Annotated in this window: 15 protein-coding genes and 1 pseudogene; 11 read left to right on the forward strand and 5 right to left on the reverse strand. The window is 39.5% G+C overall.

Annotated elements, in window-relative coordinates:
* The first annotated feature begins 129 nt into the window (after positions 1–129).
* Together AC1DSB_RS05230 and AC1DSB_RS05235 are read left to right on the forward strand one after the other, a co-directional pair.
* Complete coding sequence (locus AC1DSB_RS05230; RefSeq protein WP_477530939.1) at positions 130–921, forward strand: GNAT family N-acetyltransferase; 792 nt, start codon at positions 130–132, stop codon at positions 919–921.
* A 78-nt stretch (positions 922–999) separates the two neighbouring features.
* Positions 1,000–1,800 (forward strand): alpha/beta fold hydrolase, encoded by an 801-nt coding sequence (locus AC1DSB_RS05235; protein WP_477530940.1) that lies wholly within the window; start codon positions 1,000–1,002, stop codon positions 1,798–1,800.
* 175 nt (positions 1,801–1,975) lie between these two features.
* Here the strand turns inward: AC1DSB_RS05235 and hmpA are convergent, their stop codons facing one another.
* Positions 1,976–3,160, reverse strand: a complete 1,185-nt coding sequence (gene hmpA, locus AC1DSB_RS05240) for an NO-inducible flavohemoprotein (protein ID WP_477530941.1) — start codon at positions 3,158–3,160, stop codon at positions 1,976–1,978.
* 156 nt (positions 3,161–3,316) lie between these two features.
* Here hmpA and AC1DSB_RS05245 point away from each other — a divergent pair, with 156 nt between their 5' ends.
* Entirely contained in the window at positions 3,317–3,754 is a 438-nt protein-coding gene (locus AC1DSB_RS05245) for an RrF2 family transcriptional regulator (protein ID WP_477585998.1), read from the forward strand.
* Between the two features lie 47 nt (positions 3,755–3,801).
* A complete protein-coding gene (locus AC1DSB_RS05250) occupies positions 3,802–4,731 on the forward strand; it encodes a manganese-dependent inorganic pyrophosphatase (protein WP_477530942.1) in 930 nt (309 codons plus the stop codon).
* A gap of 127 nt (positions 4,732–4,858) precedes the next feature.
* Here AC1DSB_RS05250 and AC1DSB_RS05255 read toward each other — a convergent pair whose 3' ends face one another.
* Positions 4,859–5,647, reverse strand: a complete 789-nt coding sequence (locus AC1DSB_RS05255; RefSeq protein ID WP_477530943.1) for an AAA family ATPase — start codon at positions 5,645–5,647, stop codon at positions 4,859–4,861.
* A gap of 126 nt (positions 5,648–5,773) precedes the next feature.
* Between AC1DSB_RS05255 and AC1DSB_RS05260 the strand changes: the two genes are divergently transcribed.
* Together AC1DSB_RS05260 and AC1DSB_RS05265 are read left to right on the forward strand one after the other, a co-directional pair.
* On the forward strand, positions 5,774–6,481 hold the full coding sequence (locus AC1DSB_RS05260) for a DsbA family oxidoreductase (RefSeq protein ID WP_477530944.1): 708 nt from the start codon (positions 5,774–5,776) through the stop codon (positions 6,479–6,481).
* A 119-nt stretch (positions 6,482–6,600) separates the two neighbouring features.
* Complete coding sequence (locus tag AC1DSB_RS05265) at positions 6,601–7,236, forward strand: FMN-dependent NADH-azoreductase (protein ID WP_477530945.1); 636 nt, start codon at positions 6,601–6,603, stop codon at positions 7,234–7,236.
* A 43-nt stretch (positions 7,237–7,279) separates the two neighbouring features.
* Here the strand turns inward: AC1DSB_RS05265 and AC1DSB_RS05270 are convergent, their stop codons facing one another.
* Positions 7,280–7,654: a DUF2500 domain-containing protein gene (locus AC1DSB_RS05270; RefSeq protein WP_477586000.1), complete on the reverse strand. Its 375-nt coding sequence runs from the start codon at positions 7,652–7,654 to the stop codon at positions 7,280–7,282.
* 76 nt (positions 7,655–7,730) lie between these two features.
* On the opposite strand from AC1DSB_RS05270, the pseudogene AC1DSB_RS05275 reads away from it, so the two are divergent.
* Positions 7,731–8,753 (forward strand): annotated as a pseudogene (locus AC1DSB_RS05275) (S66 family peptidase).
* Positions 8,754–8,812: 59 nt separating this feature from the next.
* On the opposite strand, the gene AC1DSB_RS05280 reads toward AC1DSB_RS05275, so the two are convergent.
* Entirely contained in the window at positions 8,813–9,058 is a 246-nt protein-coding gene (locus AC1DSB_RS05280; protein WP_477530947.1) for a hypothetical protein, read from the reverse strand.
* Positions 9,059–9,251: 193 nt separating this feature from the next.
* On the opposite strand from AC1DSB_RS05280, the gene AC1DSB_RS05285 reads away from it, so the two are divergent.
* Positions 9,252–11,414: a bifunctional diguanylate cyclase/phosphodiesterase gene (locus AC1DSB_RS05285; protein ID WP_477530948.1), complete on the forward strand. Its 2,163-nt coding sequence runs from the start codon at positions 9,252–9,254 to the stop codon at positions 11,412–11,414.
* 167 nt (positions 11,415–11,581) lie between these two features.
* Here the strand turns inward: AC1DSB_RS05285 and AC1DSB_RS05290 are convergent, their stop codons facing one another.
* Positions 11,582–12,103, reverse strand: a complete 522-nt coding sequence (locus AC1DSB_RS05290; RefSeq protein WP_477530949.1) for a YceI family protein — start codon at positions 12,101–12,103, stop codon at positions 11,582–11,584.
* A gap of 247 nt (positions 12,104–12,350) precedes the next feature.
* On the opposite strand from AC1DSB_RS05290, the gene AC1DSB_RS05295 reads away from it, so the two are divergent.
* The 3 genes from AC1DSB_RS05295 to AC1DSB_RS05305 all read left to right on the forward strand — a co-directional run.
* Complete coding sequence (locus tag AC1DSB_RS05295; RefSeq protein WP_016429701.1) at positions 12,351–12,659, forward strand: winged helix-turn-helix transcriptional regulator; 309 nt, start codon at positions 12,351–12,353, stop codon at positions 12,657–12,659.
* 74 nt (positions 12,660–12,733) lie between these two features.
* A complete protein-coding gene (murB, locus tag AC1DSB_RS05300; RefSeq protein ID WP_016429702.1) occupies positions 12,734–13,648 on the forward strand; it encodes a UDP-N-acetylmuramate dehydrogenase in 915 nt (304 codons plus the stop codon).
* A gap of 199 nt (positions 13,649–13,847) precedes the next feature.
* Positions 13,848–14,987 (forward strand): penicillin acylase family protein (locus AC1DSB_RS05305; RefSeq protein WP_477586002.1); only part of this gene is annotated, 1,140 nt, incomplete at its 3' end.

Here is a 14,987-nt window from a genome sequence, read left to right on the forward strand (position 1 = left end):
ATTCATACTATATTCATACTATATCACTAAAAAAATAAAATATCGCCTATAAAATGTAAAAAAATATTGAAATTTATAATATCCCTGTTTTTAAACAGTATCTAAAGTCCTAAGGAGTGAGTGATATAAATGATTAGAAAATTGATTGAAGCCGATCGTCAAATAACGATGGATTTCGTAGGTCAAAAACCTGCAGAGAATGTTTTTATTATTGGGGATATTGAAGGGCATGGATTCCATTCAAACATTCAGACGCTTTGGGGTGACTTTAATGAAAAAGGGGATCTAAGAGGCGTTTTATTAAAATACGATCAAAACTTTATTGTGTATGCACCAGCTGCTTTCGATGCAGAAGGATTTGCCAATATTATTAATAAAGATTTATCCTTCAGCTATTTATCGGGAATTGAAGAAATGGTGAATCAATTAGCGCCTTACATAAAAACTCAACCTAAAAAACCTCGCGTTCTCTATTATGCAAAATGTGAGACGGTAGAACACCTGCCTGCAATTCCTGCTGACGTCAACTTGGAAAAAGCTCAAGCGGATGATGCCCGTGCAATCATCGCGCAAATGAAAGCAATCCCAGAGTTTTCAGAAGGCAATTACAGCGTTGAGAATAAACGAGAATCACTGGAAAAAGGTCTGGCCCGTGCATACTTAATCAAAAATAATGGAGTCATTGTAAGTTCAGCTTCAAGTACAGCTGAAAATAGTCAGTCTGCCATGATTGTAGGGGTAGGGACATTGCCTGACTATCAGAAGAAAGGGCTCGCAACTTACTGTATGTCCAAGCTTTGTAGAGAGCTGCTAGAAGAAAATAAAATGTTGTGTCTGTTTTATGACAACCCCGCTGCAGGTGCAATCTATAAGCGAATTGGCTTCGTTGATATCGGAAAATGGTGCATGTGGACATATTAAAATACACGAATCTGTTGAATGGGAGAAGTGTACGATGGTTTAATAGAGGAAAGAGATTGCTAGAGGAGTTTGAATGCAGTGCTTCACTATAAAACATACATCGTTTCTTCTGATGCACCGTGGGTGTCATTTGTTCACGGCGCAGGAGGAAGTTCTTCCATATGGTATAAACAAATACGGGAATTCAGAAAAGAACACAACATCTTATTAATTGATCTTAGGGGTCATGGTAAATCAGCTCGCGGCCGTTGGAAAAAAGGCGATTCATTTGCCCATATTGCCGAAGAAGTGAAAGATGTTCTTGATGAATTGAATATTGAACAAACACATGTGATTGGCATGTCACTTGGGACAATCGTTGCCCAAACAATGGCTGAACGTTTCCCTGAGAGAATCTCATCGCTGATTTTAGGAGGGGCCGTTATCCGCCTAGATATCCGAACTAAGCTTTTACTTTGGACCGGACGTGTGACGAAGCGCTTCATCCCATATATGCTGTTGTATAAATTGTTTGCCTGGATTATCATGCCAAAGAAAAGACATGAAGAATCCCGACTCGTTTTCGTTAACCAAGCAAAAAAGATGTGTCAAAAAGAATTTATCAAATGGTTTTCGTTAACCAAGCTGATCAATCCCTATTTAACAAGGCTTCAAATGAAAACGAATGCCATTCCGACTCTATTTTTAATGGGGGAAGAAGATTACTTGTTTATACCGCCGGTTGAAGAATTGGTGAGACGGAATGATGAATTTAAACTAATTAAGATTAAAGATTCTGGTCATGTCTGCAATATCGATCAACCGGAAAGATTCAATGAACTGTCCATTGATTTCATTTCTGCTATACAAAAAAACAAAGCTATCACCGCAGTTTGGTGATAGCTTTGTTTTTTTGGTTCTGTTTAACGGTATATTATCGTACATTTGCTCTTGCCGCACGTTCCGCATGAGCCAACAAGTATGATAACCACATACTTGTGGGGCGTCTGCGGAAAGGGCACAGATTCCTTCTTTTATTAAAATCAACCGTAAAAGTTAAACATTGCCTTTTGTTTTATGCGTGAGCTGGTTCCATAGTAACTGCCGGCCCGAAAAATTCGAAGTGTACATTTTCTTCAGAGAAGCCTAACTCATAAAGGCTATTCACGACTGCTTTCATGAATGGTACTGGACCGCAAACGTAAATATCACTCTTTGCAAGTACATTTTCCGCTAAGAACTCTTTTGTGATGAGTTGATTATTATCGGAATACTGTGTGGCATAAGTCGTATCTTCCATCACGGATAGTAATGTATGAACTTCCTTGTCAAATGCATGTAATGACATATTTCTCGCTCCATGTAGGAAAGAAACAGGACGACTTGGTGAGTTTTTTGAAATCGTCTGCAACATACTCATCATTGGCGTAATGCCTACTCCACCACTGATTAAAGTGACAGGTTGTGAGCTRTCGACGTTTAAATAGAAATCCCCCGCCGGAGCACTTACTTCAATTTGATCTCCGATTTCAACAGTGTTGTGCAGGTAACAAGATACTTTACCATTTGGATTCATTTCACTTTCCTTTTTCACGGAAATACGGAATGTTTCATTCCCTGGTGCTTGTGACAGACTGTATTGACGATTAAACATATATGTTTCACCCGGAATGGATAAACGCACCGTAATGTATTGACCAGGTTGGTACGTAGTGACAGCTGAACCGTCAGCCGGTTTTAAATAGAAGGAAGTAATAATATCGCTTTCTTTTACTTTATCTACGATGACAAAATCTTTGAACTCATTCCAACCATTGGATTGTGTAGCCGCTTCTACATACATTTCATTTTCGACTTGAATGAATACATCTGCAATAACGCCGTAAGCTTCTCCCCAAGCATTAATGATGTCGTCAGTCGCTGCATCACCCAACACTTCTTTAATTGCACCTAATAGATGTGCTCCTACAATCGGATAGTGTTCCGCTTTTACACCTAGTGAACGGTGTTTATGTGCAATTTGTTTGACTGCCGGAAGAAGGACAGCTAAATTGTCGATATGTTGTGCCGCTGCATAAACAGTATTGGCAAGAGCTGTTTGTTGGCGTCCTTGTTTTTGATTGGCATGATTAAATATGTTCAGCAACTCTGGATGTGCAGAGAATAAATTTTTGTAAAAAACAGTGGTAATATTCTGACCGTGCTCAGCTAGAACTGGGACAGTTGATTTTACGATAGCGATTGTTTGAGAAGATAACATGTTTGTTTCCTACCCTTCATCATTTGATACTTTCACCATACGCCTGCCTGTTTCTTAAAGCAATATATAAAATACATCTTTAATATTTCAGACACATTTCTTTCACGGAAAAGACATAATAGCTATAATGATGTAGGAAGAAAGAGCGGTGAAATAATGCGAATGACAATGTATACCGATTTTTCCCTCCGCGTCTTGATGTATGTGGGGGCGAAAGGAAAATCGGAACTATCGACCATACAGGAAATTTCAACTGCCTATGGAATATCAAAAAATCATTTAATGAAAGTCACATATGAGTTAGGAAAACACGGATATATAGAAACAATCCGGGGGCGGGGAGGCGGAATACGTCTGGCTCTCCATCCTGAATCCATAAATATTGGAAAAGTCGTAAGAAAAWCAGAAGACGATTTTTATTTAGTAGAATGTTTCAACTGTGCAACAAACCAATGTATCATCACCCCCGTTTGCAAATTGAGAAGAGTATTGCGTGAAGCAATGGTGGCGTACCTAGCTGTTTTGGATGGCTACACCTTGCAAGATTTACTAGTCAATAAAGAAGAGATTGGAGCCATTTTGTTTACGAAATAGGTATGATAAAATAAAAAACGTGAAGTTTGAATTATTGGAGGATACACATGGAAAAGGTATATGTACTAGGACATAAAAACCCAGATACAGATTCAATTTGCTCGGCGATCGTTTACGCTCATTTGAAGCGTGAATTAGGCATGGACGCAGTAGCGGTCCGTCTTGGCGATGTACAAAATGAAACTGCATTTGCTTTGGACAAGTTTGGTTTTGAAGCACCGCTTTTAATTGAGAAAGCATCACCAGATGTAAAACAAGTCATTTTAGTCGATCATAACGAAAAACAACAAAGTGTAGATGATATTGATGATGTTCAAGTAATCGAAGTTGTTGATCATCACCGTATTGCGAACTTTGAAACAGCAGACCCATTGTATTTCCGTGCAGAACCGGTTGGATGTACAGCTACGATTTTAAATAAACTGTTTAAAGAAAATGGTGTGGAAATTCCACCAAACATTGCGGGCATGATGCTATCAGCAATCATTTCAGATTCATTGCTATTTAAATCACCAACTTGTACCGTTCAAGATATTGCGGCAGCAAAAGAACTTGAAGTACTTGCAGGCGTAAATGCAGAAGAGTACGGTTTGGCGATGTTGAAGGCTGGAGCAGATTTAAGCGACAAGACACTTGAAGATTTACTTACACTCGATGCAAAAGAATTCGGTATGGGTAAATACAAAGTAGAAATCGCACAAGTAAATGCAGTTGATGTCAATGATGTAATGAGCCGCCAAGCAGAATTGGAAGATTTAATTTACCGTAAAATTGCTGAAAAAGAACTTAACTTGTTCTTCTTCGTTGTCACAGATATTTTAAACAACGATTCAGTTGCCTTGGCTTTAGGAGCACAAGCTGAAAAAGCAGAAAAAGCTTTTGGCGTTCCCTTCATCAATAACGTTGCTCTATTAAAAGGTGTTGTATCACGTAAAAAACAAGTTGTTCCTGTATTAACAGAAGCATTAAGTGAATAAGAAAAGTATAAAAGCCGATTCCTTAAGGGAATCGGCTTTTAAATTGCGAGAAAGATAAATGGTTGTTCAGTCTGACTCTTGGGCAAGAACGTCAGAAAACTATCCATGCGTTGACTCTGTAGTCATACTAAAGTTCCAGAAGATGACGTAAATATCGATTCGGTTCTTTCAGGAAATCTGCTGTCAAACGAACATGCTCCACTTCATTAAAAGTTGTGGGTGTCAGTTCATTTTCGTTAATTTCGAGTATTGTGGCCCCTGGATACGCCATGACAATTGGAGAATGTGTTGAAATAAGGAACTGGGCACCATCTTTCACCATGTCATGTAATAAGGCTAGGAATGTAAGTTGTTTATTTGGCGATAAAGGTGCTTCAGGCTCATCCAAAATATAAAAGCCATTAGGTTTGAATCTTGCTTGGAACAAATCAAGAAAACTTTCTCCGTGCGACCTTTTATCCAGACCCTGACCATATAAGTGGCGAAGCTCAGAATATGTACGTGCGTAGGGCAATACTTCAAGGCTATGAGGATTCCGTTTTTTAATTTCTTGGATGGCAATTCGCGCTTCTTCCCGCATATTGGCGAGCTCTCTTGTATAGGTAATGAAATCGGATGCCCTGAAGAAAAAACCATTGCGGGTTCGTACGGACCAAATCAATTTGAGCTCATCAGCCAGTTCATAAGCGTGTGAAAACGACTTATCTTGCTCCATATATTCACCGCTAATCAGGATGCTATCACTTGCTGCCGCAATACCTTCAAGCAACGTTGTTTTCCCGGAGCCGTTATCACCTGCAAGTATGGTAACGGGATGGGTGAACTTGAGGGATTCAAATGCCTCGATAAGAGGAAGGTTGAATGGGTATTGATCTTGTACCGTACGACGTTTTCGAACAATTTCCCGTAAAATCATGGTCAAAAACACTCCTTTAAGAAACACTTTAGCACATTAACAAAAAGAACCGCACCATAAGTTCGGGCGAGCAGAAAAATTGCAGTGCCTATCCAAACGCACTACAATAACCATGAGGTGAATGGAATGAAAATTGAAGTATGGTCGGACTATGTATGTCCATTCTGTTATATAGGAAAGCGTCGGATGGAAGAAGCAATCGCTACTACCGGGTTGGCTCACAATATCGATGTTCAATTCAAAGCGTATGAACTGGATCCAAATTCGCCAGCGATCTCGGACAAGTCGACATATGAAATGCTTGCCGAGAAGTATCAGACGACTCCTGAAGCGGCGAAACAAATGACAGCTTCGGTTAGTCAACAAGCACAAACGGTAGGCTTGACATATGATTTTGATCGTATTAATGAAGCCAATACGTTCGATGCTCATCGTTTGGCGAAATGGGCGGAGGCACAAGGCAAACCGGCTGAAGTAAGCGAACGTTTGCTTAAAGCATACTTCATTGAAGCACAAGAAATCGGCCGACATGAAGTACTGTTAAATTTAGCAGAGGAGATCGGCTTAGATCGTAAGCAAGCTGCTGAAATATTATCCTCGAATGCATACGAGGCTGAAGTGAATCAAGATATCCAGGAAGGTATGTCCCTTGGTGTGCAAGGCGTGCCGTTTTTCGTCATCAACCGAAAATATGCAATTTCCGGAGCTCAACCTACTGAAGCATTTGCCGAAGCGTTAAGAAAAGTAGCAGAAGAAGAAGGTATTTCTACCAAGCTTCAACAATTGGGACAAGACAATGTGGGCATATGCAAAGATGACAATTGTGAAATCTGAAAAATGGAGAGCAGAGTTTTTGACTTCTCTAATGCTCTCCTTTAAAATTGCATCATATCTCGAATTAAAGATAAATAATTTTAAGATATATAACTTTCTAATAAAAGGAGATCTTCCATATGAATGTTTTAGTAGTAAAAGCAAATAACCGTCCTTCTACAGAAGGCGTTTCAAGTAAAATGCACGATGTATTTTTAAATGAAGTGACTAATGCAAAAGAATTGAACATCAACACATTTGATGTATTTAAGGAAGATATGCCTTATTTCGGTCAGGATTTCTTTGATGCGATGGCAAAATCAGCTCAAGCTGAACCGTTGAACGATCTTGAACAACGTATTTTGACTGCAGCAAATAAAGCAATGGATGCTTTTTTGGATGCGGATGTTGTGGTATTCGCATTCCCACTATGGAATAAAACGATTCCAGCTCCATTACAAACGTTCATTGATTACATTTACCGTGCGGGTGTAACATTCAGCTTTAGTGAAAATGGACCAGTTGGTTTAGTACCGCATAAAAAAGTCATTATTTTAAATGCACGTGGTGGTGTTTACTCGACACCAGAAATGGCACCATCTGAAATGAGCGTCAACTATGTGCGTATGATCATGAATTTCTTCGGTATTACTAATATTGAAGAAGTCATTATTGAAGGGCACAATCAATATCCAGACCGTGCAGAACAAATTATTGCAGATGGAATGGCTGAAGTGAAAGCTGTGGCAACTCGTTTGGCGACAGTAACAGTTTAACATGCAAAAAGGATTGGGCACATTGTGTCCAATCCTTTTCTTTTTACTCTTCTTTTTTCTTTCGCTCAAACCCTTTAAACCGCGATCCTTGAAAAGTGAGCATCCCCAAGTCTTCTTCGGCTAGTAACCCAAACTGGGAGCCATCAACGCCCAGTTCCATTCGATCTCCACTTTGTACTTGAAACGTCACGTAATACCACGTGCTTGCAGACGAATCTCCATGACCGCCGGAAGTTTCAGTGCGTTTCGTTACGACTTCAGCTGGTACGGTCAATACAGGTGATTGATTGTTTTTCGACCATTGAGATATTCCTTTGATTATGACAAAAATAAAAGTCCCGATTACTAAAGTGAAAATGAGAATGAAAAATGTAAAGAAAATGCCTGTTCCGAKTCCAGAAAACATAAATGAATCCATAATTTACAAACCCCCTGTAGTAAATGATACGTATTACGAGTAAAATAGTTTCAATATTACAAAGAGGGTGACAACCATGATTCGCTATCCAAATGCTCTTCAACCAGGACAGACTATAGGATTCACTGCTCCTTCCTCCGGCGTTGAAGAAATACTTCACCACTTGATTCATCAGAGCCAGAAACAGTTTGAAAATCGAGGCTATAATATAGAAATCGGAGAAACGGTGTGGACACAGCATAAAGCCGCTTCAGCAACGAAAGAAAAGCGAGCGAAAGAACTGAATGCGATGCTTCAAAACAAAGATATCCACGCAATTATCCCTCCATGGGGAGGGGAAATCCTACAGGAGATTTTGCCGCTTATTGAGTGGGAGCAAGCACAACCAAAATGGATTCTTGGCTATTCGGATACAAGTACTCTGTAGTTCGCATTGACATTGAAAACGGGTATTGCAACCGCACACGGAACGAACTTCGTCGACGTGAGAAGTGACGAATGGGATCCAACTACGAGTAGATTTTTGGATGTCCTATCTGCTGAAGAAGGAGCAATCATCCATCAAGCTTCTTCTCTCAACTATCAATCTGAATGGTCTCATGATAGACAACCAAAACCGTACGTTTTTAATCTTGATACTGAGACGAAGTGGGAAACAGTTTACAATCGGCCGGTAGAAATGAAAGGCCGCCTTCTCGGTGGTTGCATGGATACCATTCGCCATTTAATCGGTACACCTTACGGAGACGTGAAAACGTTCCAGCAAACATACTTGGCAAATGAACCAATCGTGTGGTTCCTTGAGAACTGTGATATGTCCGCAACAGATTTCCACCGTACGCTAATGCAAATGCAGCAAACGGATTGGTTTGATTATGCATCCGGAATCGTTTTTGGACGCACACCAGCAGGTCAGGAGGTTGGGGGATTCACCACGCTTGATGCAATGGAAAGGTTGGCAGAATCGACAAACTTACCTATTATCTATAATGCTGATATCGGTCATGYGCCGCCGCAGATGACTTTCGTCAATGGAGCGTATGCAGTGATTAAAGCTTCAGACGGTAAAGGTGAAGTGACCATGACATTGAAAAAATAACAAAAAGCTGTTCTTCCCTGAAATAGAGAAGAACAGCTTTTCTTATGATAATCCTTGGCCTAGTATGAAACTCCACCGGCAATAGCTTGCAGAATAAAGACACCAAATAACAAGGTAATTAAACGCCAATCGAAAATAGCTGTAGTAAGAGAGTCGACTAAGTTTTTTGTAACTAAGGGAATGACTAATCCGGTTATCGTTTCAGCCAAGGCCAAAATAACCGCGAAAATAGTTATGCCTATAGGCCATTTGAGTGAACGAATCAATTGGAAAAATTGTGTGGATGATGAACTTTCAATCTTCAAAGTGTATGTCGTCCCTTCGTATCATTAAAATTAGTTAGTAATACCCAATTTTAATACTAATCTATCAGAGAAACATTGACTATCTTCCGACATTAATCGACAATAATGTAGGAGATGAATATTGCATACATTTGGAATTTATATACAACATTTGGGAAACGAATGGATTGGGATAGATATGGGAGGTGACAATGTGTCAAATAGACAAGTACAAGCTTATTTTTTGTTGGTTATCATTTTATTGACAGTTGTTACCTTAACTATTTTTAATTATAAATCTTCAAAAGAGTTTGTCCAAGAAACTGTAAAAAAAGAAAATCGTTTATTACTTGATAACTTTACAGATGAAACAAATAAGTTCTCAAATGAACGTGTAGCCGAGCTTGAGTTGATAGCTGATTACATAGCGTTACTTAAAACAGAAGAAGACATCGTTCAGTTTCTGAAGAATCAGCGTGAAAAAATGCCGTTTTTTTCTTCACTAGGTTTCATAACTCCTGAAGGGGAAGTGTTGGCGGGAGATGGTTCTCGTTTTAAAGTGAATCAACAAGAATCTTTTGATCGTGCTTTGCAGGGGGAGCTGGTCTTTAGTGAATTATTTCCTTACTATCAAGATTCCACACAGTTGGTAAGTGCAGTCCGAATTCCTGTATTCCAAGACGGCAATATCATTGGCGTACTCTCTGGAGTATTCAATATGGGCAATCTAGTTGGTGCGATCGCATCAGATTCAAACTTACCGGGGACATTATTTTTATTTAGAGAGAATCAAGTGATTTTCTCTAATTCCAATCATGATTTTGAAACAGCTGTACCTAATGGATCTCAAGTCCTGTCCCAAATCAACGCAACGGGACAAGGGACCATCATAATAGACGAGAATAAAGCACATTATGTTATGTATCAGCATACTAGTGGCGGTTGGACATTTGTAGTTGACTCCTATAAAGAGAAGACTGTTCAGCAAATTTCGTCCATTTTTTGGCGTAATACGATGATTGTAGTATTAGCAATTATCTTTCTTTGTAGCATTCTCTATTATTTGAAACGTAATGAACAACGTGAAGAAAACATGTTGAAACGTGATTTATTAACGAATTTGCCAAATCGGGTAGTGTTAGAAGAACGTTTAAAAAAAGGATTGAACCCACAGAATTTTAAAAGGTTCACCTTGTACTTTATCAATTTAGATCGATTTAAAGATATAAATGAACGAAATGGCTATCAGTTGGGTGATAGAGTGCTATTTGAGACAAGTCGAAAAATCCAGGCATTTGCCGGCAAGAATGAGTTGTACAGAGTTGGCGGAGACGAATTTGTTCTGCTTGTACCCGCTCATTCGGAAGAAGAATTACGAACCAGGGGACTTGAACTAGTAAAATTAATGGAAGTGCCCATCGAATTATCTTCAACGGAAAGTATGTGGGTAACATTCAGTGTCGGGATTCGTAAGTCTCAATTAGGTGACTGGCCAGATCTAATGATGCAAGATTCAACATTTGCAGTACAAGAAGCAAAAAAACAAGGCGGAAACCGTTTTGTCTTCTTCTCTCAGGAACTTGCCAATCAAAATGAGCGTGTTCGTTTGATTGCTAACAATGTGGTTCATGCGTTAGCCAACAATGAATTTTTCATGGTCTATCAGCCGGTTTATGATTTATCTACGAAAAACATAACGAGCTATGAAGCTTTGTTGAGGTGGAAGTCTCCAACTATTGGACAAGTGTCCCCTGTGGAATTCATTCCTTTATTGGAAGAAAGCGATTTGATTATTCCTGTAGGAAAATGGATTTTGCGCCAAGTGACGGCACAACTGAATCGTTGGGAAGCGGAAGGACACGAAGATTTTCAAGTGGCTGTCAATATCTCCGTCAGGCAAATGATGCATCCCGATTTTTTACATGATGTAAAATCCATTATTCACGAAGCTAACATATCTGCACAGCGATTAATTTTTGAAATTACGGAAACCGTGGCAGTACAAAATAGTGAACTAGCCAATCAAATTTTGACCGAGTTAAACAATTTAGGTGTCAAAACAGCACTGGATGATTTTGGAACCGGCTATTCTTCTTTATCAATATTAAAAATCTTACCTATCCAACAACTAAAAGTAGACCGATCCTTTATCGTGAAAATGGAACTAGAAGAAGACAAATCACTGGTGATTTTACAAGGGATTTTGGACATTGCTCGAAATCTTGGGATGACTACCGTTATGGAGGGTGTAGAAACACTCGAACAGCTCGATTTATTGAAAAATATGGGTGCTCAAAAAATCCAAGGTTTTCTAATCAGCCAAGCCGTAGTGGCGGAGCTTGCAATTGAATTGCGAAAACAAACATGGCTGCATTAAAAAAGGAACTTCTCTCGAATGAAGAGAAGTTCCTTTTGCATTCTTTTGAATTAGAATTTTTCTACGTTATCTCATGTCTAGTTCCAAGCGCAAACTCGCACAAAGAAGGCTTTCAAATCAACCTTCCAGAGCCGGCGTCGAGTTAGAGTGGTGCTTTTCATCTTCAATTAAGCAGGATTTGCTTCAAGTTCTACAGTGATTTTAATGTCTTTTCCTACTAATACACCGCCAGTTTCAAGCGCTTGGTTCCATGTCAAACCAAAATCTTCACGGTTGATTTTCGTTTCAGCTGTGAATCCAACYACTTCTTGGCCCCATGGGTTTGTGCCTTTACCCTCGTATTCAGCTTCAAAGACAACCGGTTTCGTGATGTCTTTAATCGTTAAATCTCCAGCAATTTCATATTCGTCGCCATTTTTCGAGATATTGTTAGCCACAAATTTGATTTCCGGAAACTCTTCAGCATTGAAAAAATCACCTGAACGAAGGTGATTGTCACGATCTTCGTTACCTGTATTAATACTTGCCACATTGATATTGAATGCAATATTTGCATTAGTTAAATCTGCTTCATTCGCTACTACAGTTGCACCGAAATCACCGAAATTTCCACGTACTTTTGATACCATCATATGTTTTACAGAAAATCCAATACTTGAGTGAGCTGCGTCGACATTCCAATTTTTCATTTTTTATTCCTCCATGTTGTTTTTTGTTTTCTATAAACTACTATATGCAGGTGATATCTCGATGTCAATAGTTCTTAATTAAAATATCTCGAATTAAAGATAATTATTTTTTTTAATAAACGACAATATTTATCCCTCTAAAATCAAGTTGTTAAAAGTAACCTGCTATTAAAAGGTAATTAAATTACTGTATGGTTTACGTGGGTTTTTATTTACGTTATAATGACTAACTATAGAGGTGATTTCAATGAAAGAAACTACATTATGCCCACGTTTATCAAAAGCGATGGAACTCATCGGGAAAAGATGGACTGGCTTGATTTTATATCAATTATTAGAAGGTCCTCAGCGATTCAACGAAATTGAATCAGCTTTGCCGGTTAGCGGACGTCTTCTTTCCGAACGCTTGAAAGAACTTGAAAAAGAAGGATTAGTTAAGAGACATGTTTTTGCCGAAGTACCTGTGAAAGTTGAATATTCTTTGACAGATAAAGGAAAAGGGCTGAAAGATGCAATTGCCAACATCGAACAGTGGTCAAAAGTATGGTTATCTTAAAATTACTTGTCAAATAGATCGCCAATACGCATACTATGTAATGGAAAGAGTTAAGGGAAAGGATTTGGCTTTTCATGACTAAACAGCGTTGGTTTGACGATTTAACAGAAAAAATTTCACACGAATGTGTAAAAATAGATGAACCACTTTACTTGCACACGATGACAAAAATGGGTGGCCGGGCCGATTTATTTGTATCTCCGACTACCGAAGAAGAAGCAATTTTTGTTGTGTCATATTCCCATCAACAACAGATACCCATGCTTTTGCTAGGGAATGGATCCAATATGGTGGTCCGAGATGGTGGAGTACGTGGAATTGTCTTGAATTTGTCTAAGTTAAATGAAATAAAAATTGATGGTACGCGTGTATATGCTCAAAGCGGTGCTGATATCATTGATGTATCTAAAGCGGCAGCAAAAGAAACCTTATCAGGTCTCGAATTTGCGTGTGGTATCCCAGGTTCAGTCGGTGGTGCAATGGCCATGAATGCGGGCGCATACGGTGGAGAGATAAAAGATGTTATTTTCCAGTGTACTGTATTGACTCATGAAGGGGAAAAGCTGGTCTTATCGAAAGATGAGCTTGAGTTGGATTATCGCATGAGTGTGATTACGAAAAAAGGCTATTATGTATTATCTGCAGAATTTGACTTAGTTAGTGGAGATCAACTGACCATTGATGCGAAAATAGCGGATTTGACACATTTACGTGAATCTAAACAACCTTTGGAATATCCTTCAGCAGGAAGTGTGTTTAAACGTCCTCCAGGTTATTTCGCTGGGAAACTTATTCAGGATTGCGAGTTGCAAGGCAAAGGATTTGGTGGAGCTGAAGTGTCGACGAAACATGCAGGCTTTATTGTAAATAAAAACAATGCCACTGCTACTGACTATATCCAAACAATTGAAATGGTCAAAGAGAAAGTAAAAGAACAATTCGGTATCGAATTAGATCTTGAAGTGAAAATTGTAGGCGAAAATGAATAAATGAAGAAGCCTCTAATTCCATTGGGATTAGAGGCTTCTTTCATTCCGTTAAACTAAAGAGACAATCTGTGCGAAGAATTATTGAAATACTACAAGTGGAATGGACTGTGACAGGTCATGTCCACTTGTTTTTATTTGAAAGGACTTTTTTGGTCTCAGTCGAAATAATATAGTAAGAAAGTATCAGGGGGAGAAAGAAGTGAAGAGGAAGAGAAAGATAGGAAAGTGGATTGCTTGGATTGTCGGCGGCATAGCACTGATTCTTTTAGCCGTAGTCATTTTTTTGAATGCCTACCTCAGTAAATCTGAACCGCAAATTGAAGGGAACATGGCAGTGGATGTACTGGACAAGGAAGTRACGGTTACCCGTGATGAACAAGGGGTACCTCATATCAGCGCGAAAAGTGATGCGGATTTATATCGGGCCCAAGGATTCGTGCAAGCACAGGATCGCATGTTTCAAATGGATTTAGCGCGACGGCAAGCTAGCGGTCGTTTATCCGAAGTGGTGGGTGCAACAGCGGTAACAACAGACCAGTTCTTCCGTACGTTCAGTTTGAGAGAAGCTGCAAAAGATTCTTGGGCTGGATATGACGAAGACGCAAAGCAAGTGCTCTCTTGGTATGCAGAGGGCGTGAATGCGTACATGGAACAGGCGAGCGAGCAAGGCAAACTGTCATTTGAGTTTAAATTACTGGGATATGAGCCTGAGTCTTGGACAGAAGTAGATTCTTTAACAATCGGAAAATTCATGGCGTATGATCTTGGCGGAAATTGGTCGAGTTTAGCTGTTCGCCACTGGGCACTGGGGAACTATCCTGAAGATAAAGCTCGTGAGTTATTCATTACATATCCAGAAGATAAACCGGCGATTATTGCAGCAAATTTAGAGAACCAAGTAACAGTTGCAGGTCAATTTGACCCTACTGTTATTCCTAACGAATTCAATGGTAGCAATAACTGGGTGGTTTCCGGTGATAAAACAAAGTCGGGCCTTCCATTGCTTGCGGACGATCCGCATTTAGGATTAAGCACGCCGTCCATTTGGTATCAGATGCATCTCCAGTCACCAGAGCAAAATGTAAGCGGTGTCATCTTTGCGGGAATACCAGGCATTAWTTTGGGACATAACGACGAAATCGCTTGGGGTGTAACGAACGTTGGCCCTGACGTTCAAGATCTTTATATCGAAACACCAAATCCTGAGAACCCAACACAATTCAAATATGAAGGAAAATGGGAACAGGCTGAAGTTCGTAACGAACCGATTAAAGTGAAAGATGGTGAAACGGTTGACTTCGAAGTTGTCGTTACCCGCCATGGCCCAATTGTTTCAAAT

The sequence above is a fragment of the Paenisporosarcina sp. P4_E4_2 genome (genome assembly GCF_056401595.1).

What these genes read in the sequence shown, in the direction of transcription:
- AC1DSB_RS05265 (WP_477530945.1), top strand. Translation starts at nt 6,601, where the DNA reads ATGAATGTTTTAGTAGTAAAAGCAAATAACCGTCCTTCTACAGAAGGC.
- AC1DSB_RS05250 (WP_477530942.1), top strand. Translation starts at nt 3,802, where the DNA reads ATGGAAAAGGTATATGTACTAGGACATAAAAACCCAGATACAGATTCA.
- murB (WP_016429702.1), top strand. Translation starts at nt 12,734, where the DNA reads ATGACTAAACAGCGTTGGTTTGACGATTTAACAGAAAAAATTTCACAC.
- AC1DSB_RS05230 (WP_477530939.1), top strand. Translation starts at nt 130, where the DNA reads ATGATTAGAAAATTGATTGAAGCCGATCGTCAAATAACGATGGATTTC.
- AC1DSB_RS05255 (WP_477530943.1), bottom strand. Translation starts at nt 5,647, where the DNA reads ATGATTTTACGGGAAATTGTTCGAAAACGTCGTACGGTACAAGATCAA.
- AC1DSB_RS05295 (WP_016429701.1), top strand. Translation starts at nt 12,351, where the DNA reads ATGAAAGAAACTACATTATGCCCACGTTTATCAAAAGCGATGGAACTC.
- AC1DSB_RS05260 (WP_477530944.1), top strand. Translation starts at nt 5,774, where the DNA reads ATGAAAATTGAAGTATGGTCGGACTATGTATGTCCATTCTGTTATATA.